At 64.2% G+C, this 23,963-nt stretch carries 22 protein-coding genes; 12 read left to right on the forward strand and 10 right to left on the reverse strand.

The window, feature by feature from the left end; translation table 11 throughout:
• The 7 genes from dnaA (at window position 1) to CO731_RS00035 (ending at window position 7,023) form a co-directional block, all read left to right on the forward strand.
• Window positions 1-1,533 carry a chromosomal replication initiator protein DnaA gene (gene dnaA, locus CO731_RS00005; RefSeq protein ID WP_108605380.1) on the forward strand — a complete coding sequence of 511 codons (1,533 nt, stop codon included), beginning with the start codon at window positions 1-3 and terminating at the stop codon, window positions 1,531-1,533.
• 202 nt (window positions 1,534-1,735) lie between these two features.
• The gene (gene dnaN, locus CO731_RS00010) at window positions 1,736-2,854 is read left to right on the forward strand and encodes a DNA polymerase III subunit beta (protein ID WP_108605381.1); all 1,119 of its coding nucleotides are present in this window, start codon (window positions 1,736-1,738) and stop codon (window positions 2,852-2,854) included.
• 13 nt (window positions 2,855-2,867) lie between these two features.
• Window positions 2,868-4,058, forward strand: a complete 1,191-nt coding sequence (recF, locus tag CO731_RS00015) for a DNA replication/repair protein RecF (protein WP_108605382.1) — start codon at window positions 2,868-2,870, stop codon at window positions 4,056-4,058.
• A 52-nt stretch (window positions 4,059-4,110) separates the two neighbouring features.
• On the forward strand, window positions 4,111-4,869 hold the full coding sequence (locus tag CO731_RS00020) for a molybdopterin-synthase adenylyltransferase MoeB (protein ID WP_108605383.1): 759 nt from the start codon (window positions 4,111-4,113) through the stop codon (window positions 4,867-4,869).
• Window positions 4,870-4,871: 2 nt separating this feature from the next.
• Complete coding sequence (locus tag CO731_RS00025; protein WP_108605384.1) at window positions 4,872-5,351, forward strand: GNAT family N-acetyltransferase; 480 nt, start codon at window positions 4,872-4,874, stop codon at window positions 5,349-5,351.
• Window positions 5,348-6,601: an aconitase X catalytic domain-containing protein gene (locus CO731_RS00030; protein ID WP_108605385.1), complete on the forward strand. Its 1,254-nt coding sequence runs from the start codon at window positions 5,348-5,350 to the stop codon at window positions 6,599-6,601. The genes CO731_RS00025 and CO731_RS00030 overlap by 4 nt, the downstream gene beginning before the upstream one ends.
• Window positions 6,598-7,023, forward strand: a complete 426-nt coding sequence (locus tag CO731_RS00035) for a DUF126 domain-containing protein (protein ID WP_108605386.1) — start codon at window positions 6,598-6,600, stop codon at window positions 7,021-7,023. The genes CO731_RS00030 and CO731_RS00035 overlap by 4 nt, the downstream gene beginning before the upstream one ends.
• Before the next feature lie 60 nt (window positions 7,024-7,083).
• Here CO731_RS00035 and CO731_RS00040 read toward each other — a convergent pair whose 3' ends face one another.
• A complete protein-coding gene (locus CO731_RS00040) occupies window positions 7,084-8,085 on the reverse strand; it encodes a D-glycerate dehydrogenase (protein ID WP_108605387.1) in 1,002 nt (333 codons plus the stop codon).
• 160 nt (window positions 8,086-8,245) lie between these two features.
• Here CO731_RS00040 and CO731_RS00045 point away from each other — a divergent pair, with 160 nt between their 5' ends.
• On the forward strand, window positions 8,246-8,803 hold the full coding sequence (locus tag CO731_RS00045; protein ID WP_108605388.1) for an SH3 domain-containing protein: 558 nt from the start codon (window positions 8,246-8,248) through the stop codon (window positions 8,801-8,803).
• Window positions 8,804-8,840: 37 nt separating this feature from the next.
• Here the strand turns inward: CO731_RS00045 and irrA are convergent, their stop codons facing one another.
• Window positions 8,841-9,266, reverse strand: coding sequence for an iron response transcriptional regulator IrrA (gene irrA / locus CO731_RS00050; RefSeq protein WP_108605389.1), 426 nt, complete (start codon window positions 9,264-9,266; stop codon window positions 8,841-8,843).
• A gap of 251 nt (window positions 9,267-9,517) precedes the next feature.
• Between irrA and fabA the strand changes: the two genes are divergently transcribed.
• From fabA to CO731_RS00070, 4 genes are all read left to right on the forward strand, one after another.
• Window positions 9,518-10,039: a 3-hydroxyacyl-[acyl-carrier-protein] dehydratase FabA gene (gene fabA, locus CO731_RS00055; protein WP_108605390.1), complete on the forward strand. Its 522-nt coding sequence runs from the start codon at window positions 9,518-9,520 to the stop codon at window positions 10,037-10,039.
• A gap of 30 nt (window positions 10,040-10,069) precedes the next feature.
• Entirely contained in the window at window positions 10,070-11,293 is a 1,224-nt protein-coding gene (gene fabB, locus CO731_RS00060) for a beta-ketoacyl-ACP synthase I (protein WP_108605391.1), read from the forward strand.
• A gap of 10 nt (window positions 11,294-11,303) precedes the next feature.
• Window positions 11,304-12,116: an enoyl-ACP reductase FabI gene (gene fabI, locus CO731_RS00065; protein WP_108605392.1), complete on the forward strand. Its 813-nt coding sequence runs from the start codon at window positions 11,304-11,306 to the stop codon at window positions 12,114-12,116.
• Between the two features lie 191 nt (window positions 12,117-12,307).
• Complete coding sequence (locus CO731_RS00070; RefSeq protein WP_108605393.1) at window positions 12,308-13,846, forward strand: bifunctional diguanylate cyclase/phosphodiesterase; 1,539 nt, start codon at window positions 12,308-12,310, stop codon at window positions 13,844-13,846.
• Window positions 13,847-13,856: 10 nt separating this feature from the next.
• On the opposite strand, the gene CO731_RS00075 is transcribed toward CO731_RS00070, so the two are convergent.
• From CO731_RS00075 to CO731_RS00110, 8 genes are all read right to left on the reverse strand, one after another.
• Window positions 13,857-14,870 (reverse strand): class I SAM-dependent methyltransferase, encoded by a 1,014-nt coding sequence (locus tag CO731_RS00075; RefSeq protein WP_108605394.1) that lies wholly within the window; start codon window positions 14,868-14,870, stop codon window positions 13,857-13,859.
• 243 nt (window positions 14,871-15,113) lie between these two features.
• A complete protein-coding gene (gene pnp, locus CO731_RS00080) occupies window positions 15,114-17,261 on the reverse strand; it encodes a polyribonucleotide nucleotidyltransferase (RefSeq protein WP_108605395.1) in 2,148 nt (715 codons plus the stop codon).
• 371 nt (window positions 17,262-17,632) lie between these two features.
• Window positions 17,633-18,007, reverse strand: a complete 375-nt coding sequence (rpsO, locus tag CO731_RS00085) for a 30S ribosomal protein S15 (RefSeq protein WP_275543110.1) — start codon at window positions 18,005-18,007, stop codon at window positions 17,633-17,635.
• Window positions 18,008-18,064: 57 nt separating this feature from the next.
• Window positions 18,065-19,159 carry a magnesium/cobalt transporter CorA gene (gene corA / locus CO731_RS00090; RefSeq protein ID WP_108605396.1) on the reverse strand — a complete coding sequence of 365 codons (1,095 nt, stop codon included), beginning with the start codon at window positions 19,157-19,159 and terminating at the stop codon, window positions 18,065-18,067.
• 63 nt (window positions 19,160-19,222) lie between these two features.
• Window positions 19,223-20,170, reverse strand: a complete 948-nt coding sequence (gene truB, locus CO731_RS00095) for a tRNA pseudouridine(55) synthase TruB (protein ID WP_108605397.1) — start codon at window positions 20,168-20,170, stop codon at window positions 19,223-19,225.
• 1 nt (window position 20,171) lies between these two features.
• On the reverse strand, window positions 20,172-20,579 hold the full coding sequence (rbfA, locus tag CO731_RS00100; RefSeq protein WP_108609539.1) for a 30S ribosome-binding factor RbfA: 408 nt from the start codon (window positions 20,577-20,579) through the stop codon (window positions 20,172-20,174).
• Between the two features lie 114 nt (window positions 20,580-20,693).
• Window positions 20,694-23,312, reverse strand: coding sequence for a translation initiation factor IF-2 (infB, locus tag CO731_RS00105; RefSeq protein ID WP_108605398.1), 2,619 nt, complete (start codon window positions 23,310-23,312; stop codon window positions 20,694-20,696).
• Window positions 23,309-23,959 carry an RNA-binding protein gene (locus CO731_RS00110; protein ID WP_108609540.1) on the reverse strand — a complete coding sequence of 217 codons (651 nt, stop codon included), beginning with the start codon at window positions 23,957-23,959 and terminating at the stop codon, window positions 23,309-23,311. The genes infB and CO731_RS00110 overlap by 4 nt, the downstream gene beginning before the upstream one ends.
• Window positions 23,960-23,963 lie beyond the last annotated feature (4 nt).

Raw genomic sequence — 23,963 nt, forward strand, 5'->3', positions numbered from 1 at the left:
ATGCAAAGCGGCATCGAAAGGGAAGCAAATGCGGGCTTTCTTTTTACCGGCGAACTGATCGAGGGGAACGAAGTGGCAGCAACCAGCGCCGCAGAGAAGAATTTTGACCGGGTCAAGACGCAGCTGCAGGTTCGCCTGGGCAGCGAAGTATTCTCGAGCTGGTTCGGCCGCATGAAGCTTGCCGAGACTTCGAAGGGCGTGGTGCGCCTTTCGGTGCCGACGGCCTTCCTGCGTTCCTGGATCAACAGCCACTATCTGGATCTGATTTCCGAGCTTTGGCGGCAGGAAGAACCCGAGCTCCTGAAGCTCGAAATCATCATCCGCACGGCCACCCGCCAGATGCGTCCCGGCGTCGAAGCCGAGGCCGCAGCACTGCGCAAGCCGGTGCGCCAGGCTCAGACGGCCCTGGCCACCAGCACCGTGGCTGCCGGACGCACCGAACGCCCCGCCCCTGCCCGCAACGGCACGGCGGATGCGGAGTTCAAGCAGAGCGTTCTCGGCTCGCCGCTCGACCCGCGCTACACGTTCCAGTCCTTCGTCGAAGGTCCGTCCAATCGCGTGGCGCTGGCCGCCGCCCGTGCGGTGGCGGAATCGAACTCGCGCTTCAACCCGCTGTTCCTCCACGCCACCGTCGGTCTCGGCAAGACGCACCTGCTCCAGGCGATCGCCGCCGAGTCGCTGCGCCAGAACCCGAAGTCGCGTGTCGTCTACCTGACGGCCGAATACTTCATGTGGCGTTTTGCGACCGCGATCCGCGACAACAACGCGCTGACGCTCAAGGAACAGCTGCGCGACATCGACCTGCTGATCATCGACGACATGCAGTTCCTGCAGGGCAAGTCGATCCAGCACGAGTTCTGCCATCTCATCAACATGCTGCTCGACTCGGCCAAGCAGGTCGTGGTGGCAGCCGACCGCCCGCCGGCAGAACTGGAATCGCTCGAACCCCGCGTCCGCTCACGCCTCAATGGCGGCGTGGCGCTCGAAATGTCGGCGCCGGACTTCGGCATGCGCCTGGGCATGCTCAAGATGCGCTTTGCCGGCGCCAAGAACGAAGACCCGAACCTTGCCATCGACGAGGAGATCCTCGCCCATGTCGCCCGCACGGTCACCGGCAGCGGCCGCGAGCTGGAAGGCGCCTTCAACCAGCTGATCTTCCGCCAGTCGTTCGAACCGCAGCTGTCGATCGAGCGGATCGACGAGATCCTCGGCCATATCTATCGCTCGGGCGAGCCCAAGCGCGTGCGTATCGAAGACATCCAGCGCGTCGTCGCGCGCCACTACAACGTGTCGAAGACGGAGCTCCTTTCGAACCGCCGCACCCGCACCATCGTCAAGCCGCGCCAGATCGCCATGTATCTGTCGAAGGTGATGACGCCGCGCTCGCTGCCCGAGATCGGCAGGCGTTTCGGCGGCCGCGACCACACAACCGTGCTGCACGCCGTGCGCAAGATCGAGGACCTCTCGGGCGGCGACAACACGCTGGCGCAGGAACTCGAGCTGCTGAGAAGGCTGATCAACGACCAGGCCTGACGGTTCGATGGCGGCGGCGATCGATCGACGTCCGCCACTTATCCCCAGAACGCCCGCGCAACCGCCCTGGAATGGCTGCGCGGGCTTGCCTTTCCATAGTTTTTACTGTCAGACTCGGCGCAATTCCGATCGTGTTGCGGGCTTTCCCGGGCGCATTCGAGCCCGTGAGCCCGCACCTTCAAATAAGCGAGCCTGTTTCGTCATGCGTGTTATCCTGGAACGCTCCAACCTGTTGAAGTCGCTGAACCACGTGCACCGCGTGGTGGAGCGGCGAAACACGATCCCGATTCTTTCCAACGTGCTGCTGCAGGCCAATGGCGCAAGCCTCGAACTCAAGGCCACTGACCTCGACCTCGAGATCTCGGAAGCTACGCCGGCAAATATCGAGCAAGGCGGTGCGACCACCGTACCCGCCCACCTGCTCTATGACATCGTGCGCAAGCTGCCAGACGGCGCCGAAGTGATGCTGAGGACCGACGAAGACGGCAACGCCATGTCGGTGGTGTCGGGCCGTTCGAGCTTCCGGCTGCAGTGCCTGCCGCAGTCGGACTTCCCGGAGCTTTCGGCCGGCACCTTCTCGCATATCTTCCGGCTCGACGCCCAGGCGCTGAAGGGCCTGATCGACAAGACGCAGTTTGCCATCTCGACCGAAGAGACGCGCTACTACCTCAACGGCATTTACCTTCACACGCATGAGAGCGGCGGCAACCTGATGCTGCGTGCGGTTGCCACCGACGGCCACCGCCTCGCCCGTGCCGAGGTCGAGGCTCCGGCCGGATCGGAAGGCATGCCGGGCATCATCATCCCGCGCAAGACGGTCAGCGAGTTGCAGAAGCTGATGGACTCGCCCGACGTGGCGGTGACGACCGAGCTTTCCGATACCAAGATCCGCCTGACCATCGGCGGCGTGATCCTGACCTCGAAGCTGATCGACGGCACCTTCCCCGACTACCAGCGCGTCATTCCGAGCGGCAACGACAAGCAGCTGATCATCGACCGGCAGAGCTTTGCCGCGGCCGTCGACCGCGTCTCGACGATCTCGTCCGAGCGCGGCCGCGCGGTGAAGCTGACGATCGCCGACGGCCAGGTGACACTTGCCGTCAACAACCCCGATTCGGGCAGCGCGACCGAAGAACTCGCCGCCGACTACTCGTCGGACCCGATCGAGATCGGCTTCAACGCCAAGTACCTGCTCGACGTCGCCGCCCAGCTCTCGGGCAGCGAAGCGCGCTTCATGCTGGCCGATGCCGGCTCCCCCACGCTCATCCACGACACAGCCGACGAGAACGCTCTCTACGTGCTGATGCCGATGCGCGTGTAGCGCCCCGACGCCCGTGCCAGACCAGGAACCGGGGGGCGAGCGAAAACGCACCCCCTCGACGCATATCCGTAAGCTCATGCTTACGGACTTCCGCAACTACGCCTCGCTTGCGCTCGACCTCAGGCCTGGTGCCGTGGTGTTCACCGGCGACAACGGCGCCGGCAAGACCAACCTGCTCGAGGCTATTTCTTTTCTGACGCCGGGACGCGGGCTGCGCCGCGCGCCCTACCCCGACGTGGCGCGCGAAGGCAGTGCCGGCGGCTTTGCCGTGCATGCCGGCATCGAAGGATCGTTCGGCGATGTCGAGATCGGCACAGGCACCGCACCGGAAGCCGCCAACGAAGCTGGCCGGCGCGTTCGCATCAACGGCGCCAATGCAAAGTCGGCCGACGAGATGCTCGACTGGCTGCGCGTGGTCTGGCTGACGCCGTCGATGGATGCGCTGTTCACCGGGCCGACCGGCGACCGCAGGCGCTTCCTCGACCGGCTGGTGCTGGCCATCGACCCGGCACACGGTCAGCGCGCGCTCGACTACGAAAAGGCGATGCGCGGCCGCAACCGGCTGCTTTCAGACGACCGCCGCGACAACGCCTGGTTCGATGCGATCGAGATCCAGATGGCCGAGACCGGTGCGGCTATCGCCGCCGCCCGCGTCGAGATGGTGCGGCTGCTCACCGCCATGATCGGCCGCATGCCCGAGACCGGCCCCTTCCCGCAGGCCGAGCTGGCGCTTTCCGGAACGCTGGAGGAAAGCATCGGCAACATGCCGGCGGTGGAACTGGAAGAGCGCTTCCGCCAGGCGCTCGCCAGCGGCCGCGACCGCGACCGTGCGGCGGGGCGCACGCTGGAAGGCCCACATCGCTCCGACCTGCTGGTCCGCCATCGGCCGAAATCGATGCCGGCGGAACTGTGCTCGACCGGCGAGCAGAAGGCACTGCTGGTCGGCATCGTCATCTCGCATGCGCGCCTGACCGGCGAGATGGCGGGCGCAGCCCCCATCCTGCTGCTCGACGAGATCGCCGCCCATCTCGACGCCGGACGCCGCGCGGCGCTGTTCGAAATTCTCGAGGAGCTCAACTGCCAGGCCTTTATGACCGGCACCGAAGCCAGCCTGTTTTCGAGCCTCGCTGGGAGGGCGCAGTTCCTGACCGTCGACCACGGCAGCGTTCGAGCGACAGTCGGTCCGGACGGCATGGCCCCATAGATCGCGCCGCTACCGGACTGACAAGCAGAACTCGCGGCGATATGGTTGCGTCATGAACCAGTCAGCCCCGCTCTCTTCAGAAGAACTCGAACGCTACGCCCGCCACATCGTGCTGCCGGAGATCGGCGGCCCGGGCCAGCAGAAGCTGAAGCGCGCCCGCGTGCTGGTGATCGGCGCCGGCGGGCTCGGCGCGCCGGTTCTTGAATATCTGGCGGCGGCAGGCGTCGGCACGCTCGGCATCGTCGACGACGATCATGTCTCGTTGTCCAACCTGCAGCGCCAGGTGATCCACGACACCCAGTCGATCGGCATCTCCAAGGCCGAAAGCGCAAGGACCGCGATCCTGCGTATCAACCCGCATGTGACAGTCGAACTGCACAAGCTCAGGCTGACGCCCGACAATGCGGCGGATCTGATCGCCGGTTATGACATGGTCATCGACGGTTCCGACAATTTCGAAACACGCTACGCCGTGGCCGACGCCAGCGCCGAAGTGAAACGGCCGCTGGTGCATGCCGCGGTCGGTCGTTTCGACGGCTCGATCACCGTGCTGAAGCCGTTCGAGTCCGGCGCCGACGGACGCCGAAACCCCTCGTACCGCGACCTGTTTCCCGAACCGCCGCCGGCGGGACTTGTGCCCTCCTGCGCGGTGGCAGGCGTGCTCGGCGCGCTGACAGGCGTCATCGGCACGCTGCAGGCAATGGAGGCGATCAAGCTGATCACCGGCATCGGCGAACCGCTGGTCGGCCGCCTGCTGCTCTACGATGCGCTCGGCGCCCGGTTCGACACGGTCCGCTACAAGGCGCCCTGACGATGACCGGCCTGATCGTCACCCGCCTCCCCGAGGATTTTTCGGCCTGGGCCGAATTGCACGACCTGATCATGCGGTCCTTCGCCTACATGGACGGTGTCATCGACCCGCCGTCCTCGGCGCATCGGCTGACGCCGGCCAACCTTCGCGACAAGGCCAGAAACGAGATCTGTTTCATCGCCACGCTGGACGGCAGGCTCGCCGGCTGCATCTTCGCCGCCGAGCGCGCCGACGCCTTTTATGTCGGCAAGCTGGCGGTCGATGACAGTGCCCGCGGGATGGGCATCGGCAGGGAGCTGATGCAGGCGGCCGAACACCATGCCGTCGCGCAAGGCAAACCCACACTCGAACTGCAGACCCGAATCGAACTCGAAGCCAATCACGCGACCTTCGGACGGATGGGTTTTGTCGAATTCGAGCGCACTGCACACGAGGGTTACGACCGCCCGACCTCGATCACATACCGGAAGAGGCTCAATTGAGCCTCGAACTCACAGCCGACGAGCGGCGGATCGCCAATGGCACCGAAGGTGCGGCGATGGCGATGCGCATCGTCGCCGAAAGTGCCGCCCTACTCGGCGCCCCCAGGCTGCTCCCGATCGCATCGGCGCATATCGACGGCGCGCTCTACCATGGCGATTCGGGCACGCTGTTCGCAGAAAGACTGGTCGAAGGCGGCGCGCGGGTAGCGGTGCGTTCGACGCTCAATGTCGGCGCGCTCGACCTCATGGGCTGCGCGCGCGTGCGCCTGGAAGAGCCGCAACGCTCGATGGCGCGGCGCATGATGGAGGCCTACCGCAAGCTCGGCTGCGAGCAGAGTTGGACCTGCGCGCCCTATCAGGCCGGCCACCGGCCCATTCTGGGCACTGACGTCGCCTGGGGCGAATCGAACGCGGTGGTGTTCTGCAATTCGGTCCTCGGCGCGCGCACCAACCGCTACGGCGATTTCCTCGACATCGCCTGCGCCATATCGGGCCGAGCGCCCGACTATGGCCTGCACCGGCCAGAAAATCGCCTGGCCAGGCTGGTGTTCGACGTCTCCGCCCTGCCCCCTGATTTCCTAGCTTCCGAGATCGCCTGGCCGGTGCTGGGCAGCCTTTATGGCCGCGAGGTCGGCGACGCCATCGGCGTGGTGACAGGCGTTTCGCGCGATCCCGGCGAGGACGCGCTCAAGGCATTCGGTGCCGCCGCTGCATCATCGGGCGCGGTCGGGCTGTTTCATATCGCAGGCGTGACGCCGGAAGCACCCGATGCCGAGACGGCGCTGGGCGGCGCGGAGGCCGAAACTGTGATCCGCGTCACGCCGGACATGATCGCCAAGGCGCAGGCGCGCCTGTCGACGACTGAAAGCACCAACCGCATCGACGCCGTCGCCATCGGCAGCCCGCACTTGTCGCTGGCGGAATTCGACGCGCTGGAGCGGCTGATATCAGGGCGGCGACTCACTGTGCCGATCCACGCCTGCACCGGCCGGCATGTTCTTGGCGAACTCGACCGCGACGGCAGGCGCAAGGTGCTGGAAGACCTGGGCGTGGTCATCGTCGCTGATACCTGCGTGGTGGTGACGCCGATCCTGCCCGACCGGTCGGGCGGCGTGCTGATGACCAATTCCGGCAAGTTCGCCCACTATGCGCCCGGCAATACCGGTTATGCCGTGCTTTATGGCTCGCTCGCCGATTGCGTCGAGAGCGCCGTCGCCGGCAGGCCGCTGTTTGCGGAGATCGGACGATGAGCCAGGCCGCAATCCTGGTGCCAGGCCAGGCGGGCGAAGGCCCGGCACTGATCCTGTCGGCGCCGATCAGCTTCTGGGGCGGGGTCGATCCGAAGTCCGGACGCATCGCCGACGTGCGCCATCCTGAGTGCGGAGAGAGCATCGCCGGCAAGGTGCTGTTCCTGCCCGGCACCATCGGCTCATCGTCGGCGTCGGCGGTGCTGATGGAATTGGTGCATGCCGGCCATGCGCCGGCGGCCCTGGTGCTGCACGAGCCCGACGCCATCCTGCTGCTCGGGCTCATCGTTTCGCGCGAGATGGGCTGGCAGACGCCGGTGGCGGTGAAGTTGCCGCGCGACGCGTTCAGCGCCTTCGAAGGCCAGCAAGTGCGGGTCGGGGCTGACGGCGAGGTGACGATTCGGGGTTCGGACCTGACGGACTGAATTCATCAGTGCGTCCTTCGAGCCTCGAAGGACGCAGCGAACGTGCAGCGCCCTCGCTGATCAGGTCCTGAGCGGCAGCACCCTATCCGGCGGGCGATGCCCGTCGACATGGGCACGGATGTTGATGATGACCTTCTCGCCCATGTCGATACGGCCCTCGATGGTGGCCGAGCCCATATGCGGCATCAGCACCACCTTGCCCTTGGCGGCGAGCTTGAGCAGCTTGTGGTTGACCGCCGGCTCATGCTCGAAGACGTCGAGGGCAGCACCGGCAAGCTTGCCGTCCTGCAGCATCTTGACCAGTGCATCCTCGTCGATGATGTCGCCACGGGCGATGTTGACGAGGTAGGCGTGCGGCTGCATCAGCGCCAGCCGGCGCCCCGACAGCAGATGGAAGGTCGCCGGCGTCGACGGGCAGTTGATCGAGATGATGTCCATGCGGGCGAGCATCTGGTCGAGGCTTTCCCAGTAGGTCGCTTCCAGCTCGTCTTCGACCGATTGCAGCACGCGATGGCGGTTGTGATAGTGGATCGACAGGCCGAAAGCCTTGGCGCGGCGGGCGACGGCGGTGCCGATGCGGCCCATGCCGACGATGCCGAGACGCTTGCCGCCGATGCGGCGGCCGAGCATCCAGGTCGGCGACCAGCCAGCCCATTTCTTGTCGCCGGTGAGAACGCTCGCGCCCTCGGTCAGGCGGCGCGGCACGGCGAGCATCAGCGCCATCGCCATGTCGGCCGTGTCTTCGGTCAAGACATTCGGCGTGTTGGTGACGGTGATGCCGCGTTTCGCGGCAGCGGTGACATCGATCTTGTCGACGCCGTTGCCGAAATTGGCGATCAGCTTGAGGTTAGGCCCGGCCTGCTCGATCAGGGCTGCGTCGATGGTGTCAGTGACCGTCGGCACCAGCACGTCGGCCTCCTTGACCGCCGCCACCAGCTCCGGCTGGGTCATCGGTCGGTCGTCGACATTGAGGCGCGCGTCGAACAATTCGCGCATGCGCGTCTCGACCTGGTCGGGCAGCTTGCGCGTAATGACGACGAGAGGCTTTTTTCGACCGGCCATTCTATCCTCGACGAAGATCTCGTTGAGACCTCTTTAACCAAGACCGGCGAAACTGGGAACCGATCACTGAGCGGTAATCTGTGTAACAAGCAGTGCCGCCGAAGACAAAGAAAAAGGGTGCCCGCCAAAAGGACACCAGGTTCAAACAGAGGTTACGGAAGTGTCTGGTTTCGCGTCGCTCCGCCTGGCCGTCAGCGCAGCACTGATCGGCATTGCTTTCGTTTCGCCGAATGCCGGTCTGGTCGGCCCCGCCGTGGCGGCCCAGGACGTCAGGCTCGGCCCGAGCGGGCTGCCGCTGCCGCGATTCGTCAGCCTGAAATCCGGCAAGGTCAATTCGCGCATCGGCCCCGGCGTCAACTATCCGGTCGACTGGCTTTATCTCAAGCCGGGCCTGCCGATGGAAATCATCCAGGAATATGACAACTGGCGCCGCGTGCGCGACTCGGAAGGTGCCGAGGGCTGGATCAACCAGTCGCTGCTGTCGGGCCACCGCACGGCGATGACGGCTCCCTGGCAGCGCGGCAAGCCGGCACAGCTCAACCTGCTGGCCAAGCCCGAACAGGGCGCGCGCACCGTCGCCGTCATCGACCCAGGCGTGATCGGCTCGATCAAGCAGTGCAACGGCGAATGGTGCGAGATGACCTTTGCCGGCACGAGCGGCTGGCTCAACCAGTCGCAGGTCTGGGGTGCATATCCCGGCGAAAGCATCGAGAACTGAGTTATCTTCCCGGCTGCCGCAGCCGGGATCGCCGATCTCAGGCCGTGCGCTTGGGCCTGAGCCTCACCACGATATCGACATTGGCGATTTCCATGCCTTCCGGAGGTTCCGGCAGGTTGGTGACCGTGACCGGGCCCGATTCGATATCGAACACGCGGTTTTCGCCTTCGATGAAGAAGTGGTGGTGGTCGGAGGTGTTGGTGTCGAAATAGGTCTTCGAGCCTTCGACCGCGAGAATGCGCAACAGCCCGGACTCGGTGAACTGGTGCAGCGCGTTGTAGACGGTCGCCAGCGACACCGGCACGCCGGCGCCCAGCGCCTCTTCGTGCAGCTCCTCCGCCGAGAGGTGGCGGTCGCCCTTTGCGAACAGGAGTTCGGCCAACGCGATACGCTGCCGCGTGGGCCTCAGCCCCGCGTCACGGACACGCGCTTCCACAGCAATACTGGCCTTGCGGGAATCCACTCGGTTTGCCTCGTCGAAGTTGGCCTTCGCCTCAATAATATCCGCCAGGCGCCCTCAAATCCGAATGGAACGCCGGCAAGCTATGCCTGACATATATTCTGTCGTTCAAATGCGATCAATAGCGCGCATTGACCCAGGCGGACGGGCACGTTAATCGCAAACGCCGGTTTCCGGCTGCAAACAGTCTGTGCTAGTGAGAGCACACAAGAAGGGCGTGGCACCGCCCGAGAACTATTACGGGGAAGGTGTTCATGGCCGATCAGAAATCCAGCTACGGCTACGAAGAATTGCTGGCATGTGCCCGCGGTGAGCTGTTCGGACCCGGCAATGCCCAGCTGCCGGCCCCGCCGATGCTGATGTTCGATCGCATCACCGAGATCAGCGAGACCGGCGGCGAGTTCGACAAGGGCTTCGTCCGCGCCGAATTCGACATCAAGCCGGACCTTTGGTTCTTCCCCTGCCACTTCATCGGCAATCCCATCATGCCGGGCTGCCTCGGCCTCGACGCCATGTGGCAGCTGACTGGCTTCTTCCTCGGCTGGCTCGGCGAGTCCGGCAAGGGCATGGCGCTCTCTACCGGCGAGGTGAAGTTCAAGGGCATGGTCACTCCTTCGGTGAAGAAGGTCGAATACGGCATCGACTTCAAGCGCGTCATGCGCGGCCGCCTGGTGCTCGGCATTGCCGATGGCTGGCTGAAGGCTGACGGCGAACCTATCTACAAGGCTACCGACCTGAAGGTCGGGCTCTCGAAGCAGGAAGCCTCGGCCGTCTGATCGGCCCCATACACTGGACCGGAGATTCTCATGAGACGTGTCGTCGTAACTGGCCTTGGCATCGTATCGTCCATCGGCAACAACGCCTCCGAGGTTCAGGCTTCGCTGCGTGACGCCAAGTCCGGCATCAGCTTTTCCGAATCCTTTGCCGAACATGGCTTCAAGTGCCAGGTCTGGGGCGCGCCGAATCTCGACACGACCGAGCTTGTCGACCGTCGCGCCGCGCGCTTCCTGTCGCAGGGCGGCATGTGGAACCATGTCGCCATGAAGCAGGCGATCGCCGACAGCGGTCTCGAAGAGAACGTCATTTCCGGCAACGAACGCACCGGCATCATCATGGGTTCGGGCGGTCCTTCGACCCGCACCATCGTCGAAGCCGCAGAGATCACGCTCAAGAACAACAGCCCCAAGCGCATCGGGCCATTCGCCGTGCCGAAGGCGATGTCTTCGACCGCATCGGCAACGCTCGCCACCTGGTTCAAGATCCACGGCGTCAATTATTCGATCTCGTCGGCATGCTCGACCTCGGCGCATTGCATCGGCAACGCCGCCGAGATGATCCAGTGGGGCAAGCAGGACGTCATGTTCGCCGGCGGCCACGAGGACCTCGACTGGACCATGTCGAACCTGTTCGACGCCATGGGCGCCATGTCGTCCAAGTACAACGACCGCGCCTCGGTCGCCTCGCGCGCCTATGACGTCAACCGCGACGGCTTCGTCATCGCCGGCGGCGCGGGCGTGCTGGTGCTCGAGGAGCTCGAACACGCAAAGGCGCGCGGCGCAAGGATCTATTGCGAATTGGTCGGCTACGGCGCGACATCAGACGGCTACGACATGGTCGCGCCGTCGGGCGAAGGCGCCATGCGCTGCATGCGGCAGGCGCTGTCGACGGTGAAGGGCCCGGTCGACTACATCAACACCCACGGCACCTCGACGCCGGTAGGCGACTCGAAGGAAATGGGCGCGATCCGCGAAGTCTTTGCAGACAAGCTCCCCAACATCACCTCGACCAAGTCGCTGACCGGCCACTCGCTGGGTGCGGCCGGCGTGCAGGAATCGATCTACTCGATCCTGATGATGCAGGGCGGCTTTATCGGCGAGAGCGCTCATATCGAGGAGCTCGACCCGGAATTCGAAGGCATGCCGATCGTGCGCAAGCGCATCGACAACGCCAAGATCGACACGGTGCTGTCCAATTCCTTCGGCTTCGGCGGCACCAACGCCACGCTCGTTTTCCAGCGCCTCTCCGCATAGGGACACCGACATGGATGGATTGATGAAGGGCAAGCGCGGGCTCATCATGGGCGTCGCGAACGACCACTCCATTGCCTGGGGTATCGCGCAGAAGCTCGCCCAGCACGGCGCCGAGCTTGCCTTCACCTATCAGGGCGAGGCCTTCGGCCGCCGCGTCAAGCCGCTGGCCGAGAAGGTCGGCGCGGAGATCCTGGTGCCCTGCGACGTCGAGGACAGCGCCTCGGTGGCTGCCGCCTTCGACACGCTCAGGGAAAAGTGGGGCGGCATCGACTTCCTGGTCCACGCCATCGGCTTCTCCGACAAGAACGAGCTCAAGGGTCTCTACGCCGACACCACGCGCGAAAATTTCGTGCGCACCATGGTGATCTCGTGCTTTTCGTTCACCGAAGTCGCCAAGCACGCTGCGGCCCTGATGAACGAAGGCGGCTCGATGATCACCCTGACCTATGCCGGGTCGGTGCGCGTCATGCCCAACTATAACGTCATGGGCGTCGCCAAGGCAGGCCTCGAGGCCAGTGTCCGGTATCTTGCCAACGACTACGGCCCGCGCGGCATCCGCATCAACGGCATCTCGGCCGGCCCGGTGCGCACGCTGGCAGGTGCTGGCATCTCGGATGCCCGCCACATGTTCTCCTACCAGCAGCGCAACTCGCCGCTGCGGCGCACCGTGACCCTCGACGAGGTTGGCGGTTCGGCGCTGTACCTGCTGTCGGACCTGTCGTCGGGCGTCACCGGCGAGATCCATTACGTTGATTCGGGCTATCACATCGTCTCGATGCCGACGCTGGACGAGCTCAAGCAGATGGACGGTGGCCGCGAGTAGTATCCGGAAATCGGATTCGATTTCCGGCAAGCCCCATGTACCTATTCATGCTTTTGCAGCGTCTTTTGCGCTTATGGGAAGACTTGCGGCGGGGTGAAAATTCTTGCCCAAATTAAAATTGTAGACAATCGCCGCAAGCGATCTTAACGAGCGAATCGGTAGTGATGCCACGCAAGTTAGGAAAGTCACGCATGCCTGCCGTCAGGAATCCCCGTCGAAGCCCGCTGTTTCGGCTCGTCACCATCGCCAGTTCGGGGTTGGGCAGTTTCACATTGGGCATGTGGGGGCTGAAGTTCGCCCTTGGCGACAACATCGGCGGCATGCCCACGGAAGTTGCCAGCGCGGTCATCGCCGCGCTTTGCGCGCTCGCTGCGTCGATTGCAGCCATGTCGTTCTTCGCCGGCATCGACGAATCGGCCGATTACGTCTTCAACGAGACCCATTTCGACAAGCTGACCGGGCTGCTGGCCCGTACCGCGATGGTCGGCAAGATCGCCGAGGCGGCGTCGGCCACGGCACGAACCGGCAAGCCGGTGTTCCTCATCGACATCGATATCGACCGCTTCAAGCAGATCAACGATGCCATCGGCTACAGCAATGGCGACGCGCTGATCCGTGCCTTCACCGCAAGGCTCAAGGCGGCGCTGCCGCGCGACGTGGTCGTCGGCCGCATCGGCGCCGGCGAATTCGCCATCCTCTATCCCGACCAGGCCTTGCACGGGTCGCTCGAAGCGCTCATCGACCGCGTCATCCACTATCTCATGCGGCCTTACCCGCTGGCATCGCATCTGCAGTCGGTCAACGTGTCCGTCGGCGTGGTCGCCATGCCCAAGGACGGCTACGATCCGGTGACGCTGCTGCGCCGCTCCAACCTGGCGCTGCAGAACGCGCGGGCCAGCGGCATCGGCGCCTGGACCGTTTTCCAGCCCGAGATGGGCCGCGTCGCAGATCACCGCCAATGGGTCGAGTCGGAACTGCATGTCGCCTTCGAGCGCGGCGACTTCGACCTTCACTACCAGCCGCAGCTCGACCTGCCGACCGGCCGCGTCGTCGGCTACGAGGCGTTGATCCGCTGGAACCACCCCGAGCGCGGCATGATCGCGCCCAACGAGTTCATCTCGGTCGCCGAAGAAACCGGCATGATCGCCCCGATCGGCGAATGGGTGCTGCGCAAGGCCTGTACAGATGCACGCCTGCTGCCGGAAGACTGCTTCGTGGCGGTCAACATTTCGCCGGTCCAGTTCATGACCCGCGACTTCGTCGGCATCGTCGAGAAGATCATCAAGGAAACCGGCATCGCGCCCAAGCGGCTCGAACTGGAGCTGACCGAATCGGCGATGATGCAGGACCGCGACCGCGCCGCCCTGATCCTGAAGCAGCTGACGGCGATGGGCATTTCGGTGGCCGTCGACGATTTCGGCACCGGCTACTCTAACCTCGCCTACCTGATCGACTTCTCGTTCCACAAGCTCAAGATCGACCGTTCCTTCGTCAGCCGCATGGAAACCGACAGCAATTCCGGCGCCGTGGTCTCGACCATCGTCGGCCTGTCCAGGGCGCTCGGCGTGCGCACCATTGCCGAGGGCGTCGAGACGGAAAACCAGGCCACCCTGCTCAGGGCGGCTGGCTGCCAGGTGGTGCAGGGCTATTTCTTCGGACGGCCGGCGCCGCTGGTCATTGGCGACGCAGGGCTTGTCGTTCCCGCTGACCGCCCCACCAGCCTGCACTGAAAACGTACGCTCAGCGCTTGGCGGAATAGACCCTGAAGGCGCTGTCGACGGCTATTTCCTGAACCGATGAGAATGTTGCCGCCAGCACGGGCTGGTAGGGCAGATGGCGGTTGGCCACCATGAACAGCCTGCCGCCCGGCTTGAGCGCGGCAGATGCCGCCTTGATCATGCGCTGGCCGATCTCCGGATCGGCATCGCGATCCTGATGGAACGGCGGGTTCATCACCACCAAATCGTAGCGCCGCTCGACCGGTTCCTTGGCGAGATCCTGCCAGTGGAACGCAGGCTGGACAGGGGTATTGGGCACGTTGGCCTTGGCCGCCTCCAGCGCGTCGAAGTCGGCCTCGAACAAGTCGAGCGCCTTGAGTTCCTTGGCGCGCGCGGCCACCTCGGCGGCGACATAACCCCAGCCGGCGCAGAAGTCGGCGACCTTGCCCTTGATGTCGGACGGCAGGTTGTCGGCCAGAAGGCGCGAGCCGGCGTCGACGCGTTCGAACGAGAACATGCCGGGCGCGGTGCGGAAGCGGTCCTCGACCAGTTGCTCGGGATTGTCAGCGCGCAAGGTGGCAGCGGCAGCGTCCGCCTGCGCGGTGCGCCGAAACCATAATGCGGTGCCGTGATACTTGGGCAGATGGTCCTCGATCTCGACCATCGAGCCAAGCCGCTTGCGCAGGCTGGCAATGCCGTCGTCCTTACCGCCGGCAACAACGATCAGGCCGCCGGCCGCCACGCGCTCGATCGCCTCGGCAATTCGCAATTCGTTGAGGCCGCGATGCCTGCCAGCGAGCACGAGAGCGGTGTCGAAGCCGTCCTCCTCGGCGCGGGCCGTCACATCATGTCCCGCGGCCGCCAAGGCCAGCACGTGGGGTCGAAAGCCCTGAACCAGGGAAAGCTTTGCGTCGAAGCCCTGCGGCGTCCTGAAGCCCGGCTCGGCGCCGATGAACAGCACGCGCGCGCCCTGCCCCGGCATCGCCAGGACGTCGGCCTCGAAGGGATAGAACAGGGTTTTCAGGGCATCGCGCATTCTGGCATCCTAGTCGTGCGTCCTGCGAGGCTCGCCCTCGGCAAGCACCTCAGGATGAGGGCGGGTGGCGCCACCAACCGGAGATGTTGTGGCTTGATGGAACCTGTCATGCTGCCACCGAGCCGCTACCTACCTCATCCTGAGGTGTGAGCGAAGCGAGCCTCGAAGAACGCACAACAAACGAAAACGGGCGCGACCTTACGGCGCGCCCGCTTCTTATCAACTTATCAGGCTATCAGGCTATCAGGCGGCGGATTCTTCGCCTTCAGCCTTCTTGTCGCGAGCAATTTCCTTGCCCGTTTCCTGGTCGACGACCTTCATCGACAGGCGGACCTTGCCGCGCTCGTCGAAGCCCATCAGCTTGACCCAGACCTTGTCGCCTTCCTTGACCACATCCGAGGTCTTGGCAACGCGGTCGTTGGCAAGCTGCGAGATGTGGACGAGGCCGTCGCGCGGGCCGAAGAAGTTGACGAAGGCGCCGAAGTCAGCGGTCTTGACGACCGTGCCTTCGTAGATCTCGCCGACTTCCGGCTCAGCCACGATGGTGTGGATCCACTTCTTGGCCGCCTCGATTTCCTTGGCGTTCGACGAAGCGATCTTGACCGTGCCGTCGTCCTCGATGTTGATCTTGGCGCCGGTTTTTTCGACGATCTCGCGGATGACCTTGCCGCCCGAGCCGATGACTTCACGGATCTTGTCGGTCGGGATGTGCATGACCTCGATGCGCGGAGCGAATTCGCCCAGTTCCGAGCGGCCTTCCGACAGGGCCGTGGCCATTTCGCCGAGGATGTGCAGGCGGCCGTCCTTGGCCTGGCCGAGCGCGATGTTCATGATCTCTTCGGTGATACCGTCGATCTTGATGTCCATCTGCAGCGCGGTGATGCCGTTGGTCGTGCCGGCAACCTTGAAGTCCATGTCGCCGAGGTGATCCTCGTCGCCGAGGATGTCGGACAGGACGGCGAAGCGCTCGCCTTCCTTGATCAGGCCCATGGCGATGCCGGCAACCGGCTTCTGCAGCGGAACGCCCGCATCCATCAGCGCCAGCGAGGTGCCGCAGACGGTGGCCATCGACGACGAGCCGTTGGACTCGGTGATCTCGGAGACGACGCGCAGCGTGTAGGGGAACTGCTCGGCGGCCGGCAGCATCGGGCGGACAGCGCGCCAGGCGAGCTTGCCGTGGCCAATTTCGCGGCGGCCGGGCGAGCCCATGCGGCCGGTTTCGCCAACCGAATAGGGCGGGAAGTTGTAGTGAAGGAGGAACTTCTCCTTGTACATGCCGGTCAGCGCGTCGACATACTGCTCGTCTTCGCCGGTGCCGAGCGTGGCAACGACAAGCGCCTGGGTCTCGCCGCGGGTGAACAGCGACGAACCGTGGGTGCGCGGCAGGACGCCGACTTCGGAAACGATCTGGCGGACGGTCTTGAGGTCACGGCCATCGATGCGCGAACCGGTGTCGAGGATGTTCCAGCGCACGATCTTGGCCTGGAGTTCCTTGAACACGGTGGCGACCTTGTCGGCCGACCACTTCGGAGCTTCTTCGCCTTCAGCAGCGAAGGCTGCCTTGACCTTGGTCTTGACCGCGTCGACGGCGGTGTAGCGGGCCTGCTTGTCGGTGATCTTGTAGGCGTCGCGCAGTTCGCCTTCGACGATCTTCAGCATCTCGGCTTCAAGCTCGGAATAGTCCGGCGCGGTGAAGTCGCGCGGATCCTTGGCGGCCACTTCGGCCAGCTTGATGATGGCGTCGATGACCGGCTGGAAGCCGCGGTGACCGAACATGACGGCGCCAAGCATGATGTCTTCGGCCAGTTCCTTGGCTTCCGACTCGACCATCAGCACGGCGGCATCGGTGCCGGCGACAACGAGGTCGAGCTTGGATTCCTGCATCTCGTCGATGTGCGGGTTGAGCACGTATTCGCCGTTGATGTAGCCGACGCGCGCGCCGCCGATCGGGCCCATGAAAGGCACGCCCGAGAGCGTCAAGGCAGCCGAGGTGGCAACGATCGACAGGATATCGGGATCGTTTTCGAGGTCGTGCTGGACAACCGTGATGACGACCTGGGTGTCGTTCTTGTAGCCGGCGGCGAAGAGCGGACGGATCGGGCGGTCGATCAGGCGGGAGACCAGCGTCTCCTTTTCGCTCGGACGGCCTTCACGCTTGAAATAGCCGCCGGGGATCTTGCCGGCTGCGTAGGTCTTTTCCTGGTAGTTGACGGTCAGCGGGAAGAAGTCGAAGCCCGGCTTCGGCTCCTTGGCCGAAACGACCGTCGCGAGAACGACGGTCTCGCCGTAGGTGGCGAGAACGGCGGCGTCAGCCTGACGCGCGATCTTGCCGGTCTCGAGGATGAGCGGACGGCCGGCCCACTCGATTTCGACTTTGTGGTGTTTGAACATATCTTGTCCTTCGTAGCGGGAGTGGCAACGCCGCTCGGCGGCGCGCCCATTCCCTGGCTTGTTAGGCACGGGATCCGGGAAAACCACAGGGCCTTCCTGATGGATCATGTGCCTGGCTTCAGTTTGGCCAGCCACGGGCAAGACAACAAGAAGCTCGGTGGTGGATGTTGGCCGCGAAGGCGGCCGACCGAACGTCCTGCAATCCTGCCCCATGACCGTCCATGGGCGGTTCGGGCGCTTCCCTTTGGCGCTCCGGAACCTTTTCGACGCGACCGCACCCTGTGGCAGGATCGGGCCGAGGGACCATCCGGTTGATGGCCCTGAATGCGCGACCGGCGGGCTCCCACAAGGAGAGCCCGCCGGTCAATTCGTCAGCGGCGCAGACCGAGCTTCTCGATCAGCGTCTGATAGCGTGCGTCGTCCTTGCGCTTGAGGTAATCAAGCAGGCTGCGACGCTGGGAGACGAGCGCCAGAAGACCACGACGGGAGTGGTTGTCCTTCTTGTGGTCCTTGAAGTGCTCGGTCAGGTTCTTGATGCGCTCGGAGAGGATGGCAACCTGGACTTCCGGAGAACCGGTGTCGCCCTTGACGGTTGCGAATTCGCCCATGAGTTCCGACTTGCGCTCGGCAGTGATCGACATCGTGTTTTTCCTTTCGATCTGGAGGAAACGGGACGCCCACGGCCGGGATGTCGTCCAGCTGGGGCCGATGAACAAAGCGGCAAAAGACGCGATGTTGCGGCGCATATAGTGGAATTTGGCGGCAAATGCCAGCTATTTCGCAAGCCGGCTCCGGGCCGGGGTTCAGAGCCATTTCCGCCAGCGGAAAAACAACACCAGCGAGATCGCGACCAGGGCCATGAAGCCGAGAGCCACGGGATAGCCATAAGGCCACAACAGCTCGGGCATGTTCCAGGGCGATATGGTGGGGTCGAAATTCATTCCCCAGATGCCGGCGAGAAAGGTCAGCGGGATGAAGATCGCCGAGACGATCGTCAGCACGCCGATAATCTCGTTGGTGCGCGATTGCGACAGCGACAACTGCATTTCGATAAGGCCGATCATCGTTTCGCGCTGGGATTCGACTGTCTCGGCCAACCTGATCGAGTGGTCGAGCGTGTCGTTGAAATAGACCTTTGTCTCGGCCGAGATAAAGGCGGCGTCGGAGCGGATGAGGGTCGTCAGGGCATCGCGCAGCGGCCAAAGCGTGCGCTTGAGCAGATTGGTCGCCCGACGCAGGCCGTGCAACTGGCTGATGTGCTGCTTCCTGGGGGCGGCCAGCAGCTCGTCCTCGATCGCATCCACCTTGTCGCCGGTGGCATCGACGATCGGGAAATAGCTGTCGACGACGGCGTCGATAAGGGCGTAGGCGAGATAGTCGGCCTTGCGATGGCGCAGCCGGCTCGGGTTCGAGATACGGATGCGCTGGCGCACCGGTTCGAACGGATCGCCCTCGCGCTCCTGAAAGGTGACGACGAAGTTCTCGCCGAAGAAGAATGAAATCTGCTCGTAGCGGCCGCTCTTGGCATCGTCGATCATGCTGAGCACGAAGAAGGCATGGTCGTCGAAGAAGTCGGCCTTCGGGCGCTGGCCGGTGTTGACCACATCCTCGAGCGCCAGCGTGTGCAGGCTGAAGATGTTGCCGATTTCCTCGATCAGCGCGATGTCGGCGAGACCGACGCAGTCGAGCCAGATCAGCGGCCATTTCTCACAGGCGGCCGCGACATCGTCCAGACTGGCGTTGTTGATGAATTCGCACGCGTCGGGCGATATCAGTGTCAGGTTGAGCGCCGATTGCCGTGCGGACGGATCGGCAATCAACGTGCCAGGCGAGGCCCCTACAGGGGCCCGCCGCACGTGTCGTGATGGACGTACTGCTATCGTCTCAGCCCCTGCCATTCGCGTTCCGCCCGCGGAATCATCTGGGACGATCCAAGCGGAAACGGCAGCCGCGTACAAGTGTCAGGCGGTGAAGACGCGCTTGGGCTTGAACATGCCCTGCTCGATGGCGCCGATAGCGACCAGCTTGCCACGCGCGGTGGCGCAGGCCTCCTCGGCCTCCACGGGCGCGTCGCGGCCGCGCACGATGACCGGGTTGCCGAGCCTGATCTTGTTGGCTGCCTCGTCGGTCACGGCGACCTGCGGCAGGCAATCCAGCGCTGCGGCGGTGTCGACGACGAACTCGTCAATAGCGGTGAAATCCCAGCTGCCCTCTTCGCCGTCCGGCTGGCCGGCGGCGCGAGCAGCTTCGAGTTCAGCGATGGTGACGAAGTCTTCGGCAGTGAACGGATCGACCTCGGTGCGGCGAAGCTCGGAGATATGACCGAAGCAGCCGAGATCGCGGCCCATGTCGCGCGCGAGCGACCGGACATAGGTGCCCTTGCCGCAATCGATCTCGAAAACGGTGCGATCAGCACTGTTTTCGATGATCTCGAGGCGGCCGATCTCGACCTCGCGGGCCGGAATGTCGACCGTTTCGCCCTCGCGGGCAAGGTCATAGGCGCGCTCGCCGGCAATCTTGATCGCCGAAAACTGCGGCGGCGTCTGCATGATGACGCCGGTGTAGTTCGGCATGATGGCACGGATTTCGTCCTCGGAAGGACGCTTGTCGGAGCTCTTGGTCACCGGGCCTTCGAGGTCGTCCGTGGAACGCTCCTCGCCCCAGGAGACGGTAAAGCGGTAAACCTTGGCGCCGTCCATGACGTAAGGCACCGTCTTGGTCGCCTCGCCCAGCGCGATCGGCAGCATGCCGGAGGCGAGCGGGTCGAGGGTTCCGGCGTGGCCGGCCTTTTCGGCATTGAACAGCCACTTGATCTTGGAGACGGCCTCGGTCGAGCCCATGCCCACAGGTTTGTCCAGCACCAGCCAGCCGGAGACGGGCCGGCCTTTCTTCTTGCCGCGACGCGACATGTCAGTCTTCCTTGTCTTCTTCGCCGTCGAGGTCACGCGCCACTTCGGGCGAGCGCAGCAGATCGTTGATCTTGGCGAAATTGTCGTAACTGGTGTCCAGCCGGAAACGGAATTCCGGCATGTATTTCATCTGCCGCAAGGCAAAGGAAACGCGGCCACGGATGAACTTGGCGTATTTGTTGAGCGCCTCGATGACCGTATCGGGATCCTTGGCGCCAATCGGCGACACGAAGGCGGTGGCGATCTTGAGGTCTGGCGACATGCGCACCTCGGTGATCGAAATGACCGTCGTTTCAATCACCGGATCGATGATCTCTCCGCGCGGGAGCATTTCGGAAAGCGCATGGCGCACCTGTTCGCCGACGCGAAGCTGGCGCTGTGACGGGCCTGAACTCTGAAAACGCGACATGGTCCTGAAAATCCATATGTCGCAGGAGGCGGAATGGGACCGCGCTTCCTGCTGCACGAAAACGGACGGCGGCCGACCGGCCACCGTCCAAACGATGAGACAAATGCCAGAGGCTTAGAGCCTCCGGGTCACCATCTCCACGCGGAAGCACTCGATGACATCGCCTTGGCGCATGTCTTCGTAGTTCTGGAAGGCCATACCGCATTCCTGGCCGACCGGCACTTCGGAGACTTCGTCCTTGAAGCGCTTGAGCGTCTTGAGCGTGCCTTCGTGGATGACAACGTTTTCGCGGATCAGGCGGACGCCTGCGCCACGCTCGACCTTGCCTTCGGTGACGCGGCAACCCGCAACCTTGCCAGTCTTCGTGATGTTGAAGACTTCGAGGATTTCGGCGTTGCCGATGAAGGTTTCGCGGCGTTCCGGCGACAGCAGGCCCGACATCGCATCCTTAACGTCATCCACGAGGCTGTAGATGATGTTGTAGTAGCGGATCTCGATCCCGGACTGTTCAGCGGCGTGGCGCGCCTGCGCGTTGGCGCGGACGTTGAAGCCGATGATCGCCGCACCCGAGGTCTCGGCGAGCGTGACGTCGCTCTCGGTGATGGCGCCGGCGCCCGAATGGACGATGCGCGCACGCACCTCGTCGGTGCCGAGCTTGTCGAGGGCAGCCACGATCGCTTCGACCGAACCCTGCACGTCACCCTTGATGATGAGCGGGAACTCCTTGAGGCCGGACGACTGCAGCTGCGACATCATCTGCTCGAGCGAGCCGCGCTGGGTGGCGTGCTTGGCGACAGCCTTGTCACGCGCCAGGCGCTGGCGGTACTCGGTGATCTCGCGAGCGCGGGCCTCGTTGTTGACCACCGCGAAGCGGTCGCCAGCCTGAGGCGTGCCCTGGAGGCCGAGAATCTCGACCGGCATGGACGGCGGTGCCTCTTCGAGGTGTTCGCCACGGTCATTGACCAGCGCGCGGACACGGCCCCACTGGTTGCCGGCGACGAGAATGTCGCCGGGCATCAGCGTACCGGTCTGGACCAGGACGGTCGCGACCGGGCCGCGGCCCTTGTCGAGCTTGGCTTCGATGACGACACCCTCGGCCGTACGGTCGGGGTTGGCCTTGAGGTCGAGCACTTCGGCCTGCAGCAGGATCGCCTCGAGCAGCTTGTCGAGATTGGTGCCGTTCTTGGCCGAAACCTCGACGTCGAGCACTTCACCGCCCATCGATTCCACGAAGACTTCGTGGCGCAGCAGCTCGGTGCGGACCTTCTGGGCATCCGCCGTCGGCTTGTCGATCTTGTTGATCGCCACGATGATCGGCACGCCGGCCGCCTTGGCATGGCTGATAGACTCGATCGTCTGCGGCATGACGCTGTCGTCGGCCGCAACCACGAGGATCGCAATGTCGGTCGCCTGGGCACCACGAGCACGCATCGCCGTGAAGGCGGCGTGGCCGGGGGTGTCGATGAAGGTGATCTTCTGACCGTTCTTCTCGACCTGGTAGGCGCCGATGTGCTGGGTGATGCCGCCGGCTTCACCCGACTGCACATTCGCATTGCGGATGGCGTCGAGCAGCGAGGTCTTGCCGTGGTCGACGTGGCCCATGATGGTGACGACAGGCGGACGCGAAACCAGGGTCGCGCTGTGATCGGCGATGTCGAACAGGCCTTCTTCGATGTCGGACTCGGCAACGCGGCGAACCGTGTGGCCGAATTCGGAAGCGACCAGTTCAGCCGTATCGGCGTCGATGACGTCGCCCGGCTTCAACATCTGGCCTTGCTTCATGAAGAACTTGACGACCTCGACGGCGCGTTCGGACATGCGCTGGGCCAGTTCCTGAATGGTAATGGTCTCAGGAAGAATAACCTCACGCACGATCTTTTCGCGCGTTTCCTGGTGCATCGCACGCTTGAACTTCTCCTGACGACGACGCATCGCCGACAGCGAACGCGAACGGGCGTCGCCATCCCCGGAAGTCAACGCCGTATTGAGCGTCAGCTTGCCGCGACGGCGGTCGTCTTCGGTCTTGGTCTTGGCCGGGCGGGCAACCTCGGGGGTCGCAATGCGGCGGATGGGCGCTGCAGCAGCGACGCCGGGACCGACGCGGCCCTTCGGCTTGGCGTCCACCTCGTCGGGTACATTGGCCTCGAGCGCTGCAGCGGGGGCGCGGCGACGGGCTTCGTCCTCGGCGCGACGGCGCGATTCCGACTCCGCCTTGAGACGGGCTTCCTCTTCCGCCTGGCGGCGAGCCGATTCCTCGCGCTCGCGGCCGCGGCGTTCATCTTCCTCGGCGCGGCGGCGTGCGTCGTCGGCAGCGCGCTGGCGCTCCTCGTGCTCGCGGGCGACAGAACCTTCAAGCGCGCGGCGACGCGCATCCATCTCGCTGCGCGACAATTCATTCAGGACCATGCCCGAACGCTCGGGCTGGGGCCGCGGCGTTTCGCGCACGACGACCGGCGCGGGCGCTGGCGCAGGTGCTGCGACCACCGGAGCTGCGGCCACCGGAGCTGCGGGCTGAGGCTTGGGCGCAAAGACGGCTGCAGCCGGTGTCGGCTCGTGCTTATCGCCGGGCATGGAGAACTTACGCTTCTTGGTCTCCACGACGACCTGCTTTGTGCGGCCGTGCGAGAAGTTCTGGCGTACGGTTCCCTGCTCCGATCCCGGGCGCTTCAGCGTCAAGGTCTTCTTCGGAGTGACGCTCAACGTGTTGTCATCGCCCGATTTAGTGTCGCTCATTCCATATCCTCTGCGGCATCATCGTCGTAGGCAATCGCCGCAATCATTGCCAGATCATCCGGGGATCCGCCCCGATATCGGTCAAGCGCAACCATGCGCTTCGCGACCGCCTTGCCCGCTTCTCCCGCGAGGACGGCAGCATGTATCACATTTGTTGCACCCAATGCCAAACCCAATTCGGCTTCCGAAAAAAGTTTATAGGCAGGCGTTGCAGGCCCGCCGATATGCACTGTGGCCTTGCGGGCCTGGGTGATCTTGCGGACGCCGTCTTCAGCACCCTCGTAAGCATGGAGTACAAGAAGCGCCTTGCCGGCGCGGACCGTGGAGTCGACCTTGGCGGCACCTAGTGCCACCAGACCGGCCTTTCGGGCAAGCCCAAGCGCGCCAAGCGCCGATCTGGCGAGCAGATTATCGACCATGGCGCCCAATTCAGGCGGCACGACGACCTGCGCCTTGAAAGCGCGGGCGAACATGCCCTTGGCCTCCGCCTTGTCGATATGTAGGCGGTCGGCCGTCACCCAGCAACCGCGGCCGGGCAGATTTCTCTTGAGGTCCGGAAAAATGGTCGAATCCGGGCCGACGACGAAACGGATCAGATCATCCGGTTCGGCGCTCTTGCGCGTGACGATGCAGGTGCGATCGTTCATCTCG

It is taken from the genome of Aminobacter sp. MSH1 (assembly GCF_003071665.1).
Taxonomy (GTDB): domain Bacteria; phylum Pseudomonadota; class Alphaproteobacteria; order Rhizobiales; family Rhizobiaceae; genus Aminobacter; species Aminobacter niigataensis.

Excerpts from the sequence above, each read along its gene's own strand:
- dnaA (WP_108605380.1), top strand. The coding sequence starts at position 1 with ATGCAAAGCGGCATCGAAAGGGAAGCAAATGCGGGCTTTCTTTTTACC.
- dnaN (WP_108605381.1), top strand. The coding sequence starts at position 1,736 with ATGCGTGTTATCCTGGAACGCTCCAACCTGTTGAAGTCGCTGAACCAC.
- CO731_RS00020 (WP_108605383.1), top strand. The coding sequence starts at position 4,111 with ATGAACCAGTCAGCCCCGCTCTCTTCAGAAGAACTCGAACGCTACGCC.
- CO731_RS00025 (WP_108605384.1), top strand. The coding sequence starts at position 4,872 with ATGACCGGCCTGATCGTCACCCGCCTCCCCGAGGATTTTTCGGCCTGG.
- CO731_RS00035 (WP_108605386.1), top strand. The coding sequence starts at position 6,598 with ATGAGCCAGGCCGCAATCCTGGTGCCAGGCCAGGCGGGCGAAGGCCCG.
- CO731_RS00040 (WP_108605387.1), bottom strand. The coding sequence starts at position 8,085 with ATGGCCGGTCGAAAAAAGCCTCTCGTCGTCATTACGCGCAAGCTGCCC.
- fabA (WP_108605390.1), top strand. The coding sequence starts at position 9,518 with ATGGCCGATCAGAAATCCAGCTACGGCTACGAAGAATTGCTGGCATGT.
- fabB (WP_108605391.1), top strand. The coding sequence starts at position 10,070 with ATGAGACGTGTCGTCGTAACTGGCCTTGGCATCGTATCGTCCATCGGC.
- fabI (WP_108605392.1), top strand. The coding sequence starts at position 11,304 with ATGGATGGATTGATGAAGGGCAAGCGCGGGCTCATCATGGGCGTCGCG.
- CO731_RS00070 (WP_108605393.1), top strand. The coding sequence starts at position 12,308 with ATGCCTGCCGTCAGGAATCCCCGTCGAAGCCCGCTGTTTCGGCTCGTC.
- CO731_RS00075 (WP_108605394.1), bottom strand. The coding sequence starts at position 14,870 with ATGCGCGATGCCCTGAAAACCCTGTTCTATCCCTTCGAGGCCGACGTC.
- pnp (WP_108605395.1), bottom strand. The coding sequence starts at position 17,261 with ATGTTCAAACACCACAAAGTCGAAATCGAGTGGGCCGGCCGTCCGCTC.
- rpsO (WP_275543110.1), bottom strand. The coding sequence starts at position 18,007 with ATGCGCCGCAACATCGCGTCTTTTGCCGCTTTGTTCATCGGCCCCAGC.
- corA (WP_108605396.1), bottom strand. The coding sequence starts at position 19,159 with ATGGCAGGGGCTGAGACGATAGCAGTACGTCCATCACGACACGTGCGG.
- truB (WP_108605397.1), bottom strand. The coding sequence starts at position 20,170 with ATGTCGCGTCGCGGCAAGAAGAAAGGCCGGCCCGTCTCCGGCTGGCTG.
- rbfA (WP_108609539.1), bottom strand. The coding sequence starts at position 20,579 with ATGTCGCGTTTTCAGAGTTCAGGCCCGTCACAGCGCCAGCTTCGCGTC.
- infB (WP_108605398.1), bottom strand. The coding sequence starts at position 23,312 with ATGAGCGACACTAAATCGGGCGATGACAACACGTTGAGCGTCACTCCG.
- CO731_RS00110 (WP_108609540.1), bottom strand. The coding sequence starts at position 23,959 with ATGAACGATCGCACCTGCATCGTCACGCGCAAGAGCGCCGAACCGGAT.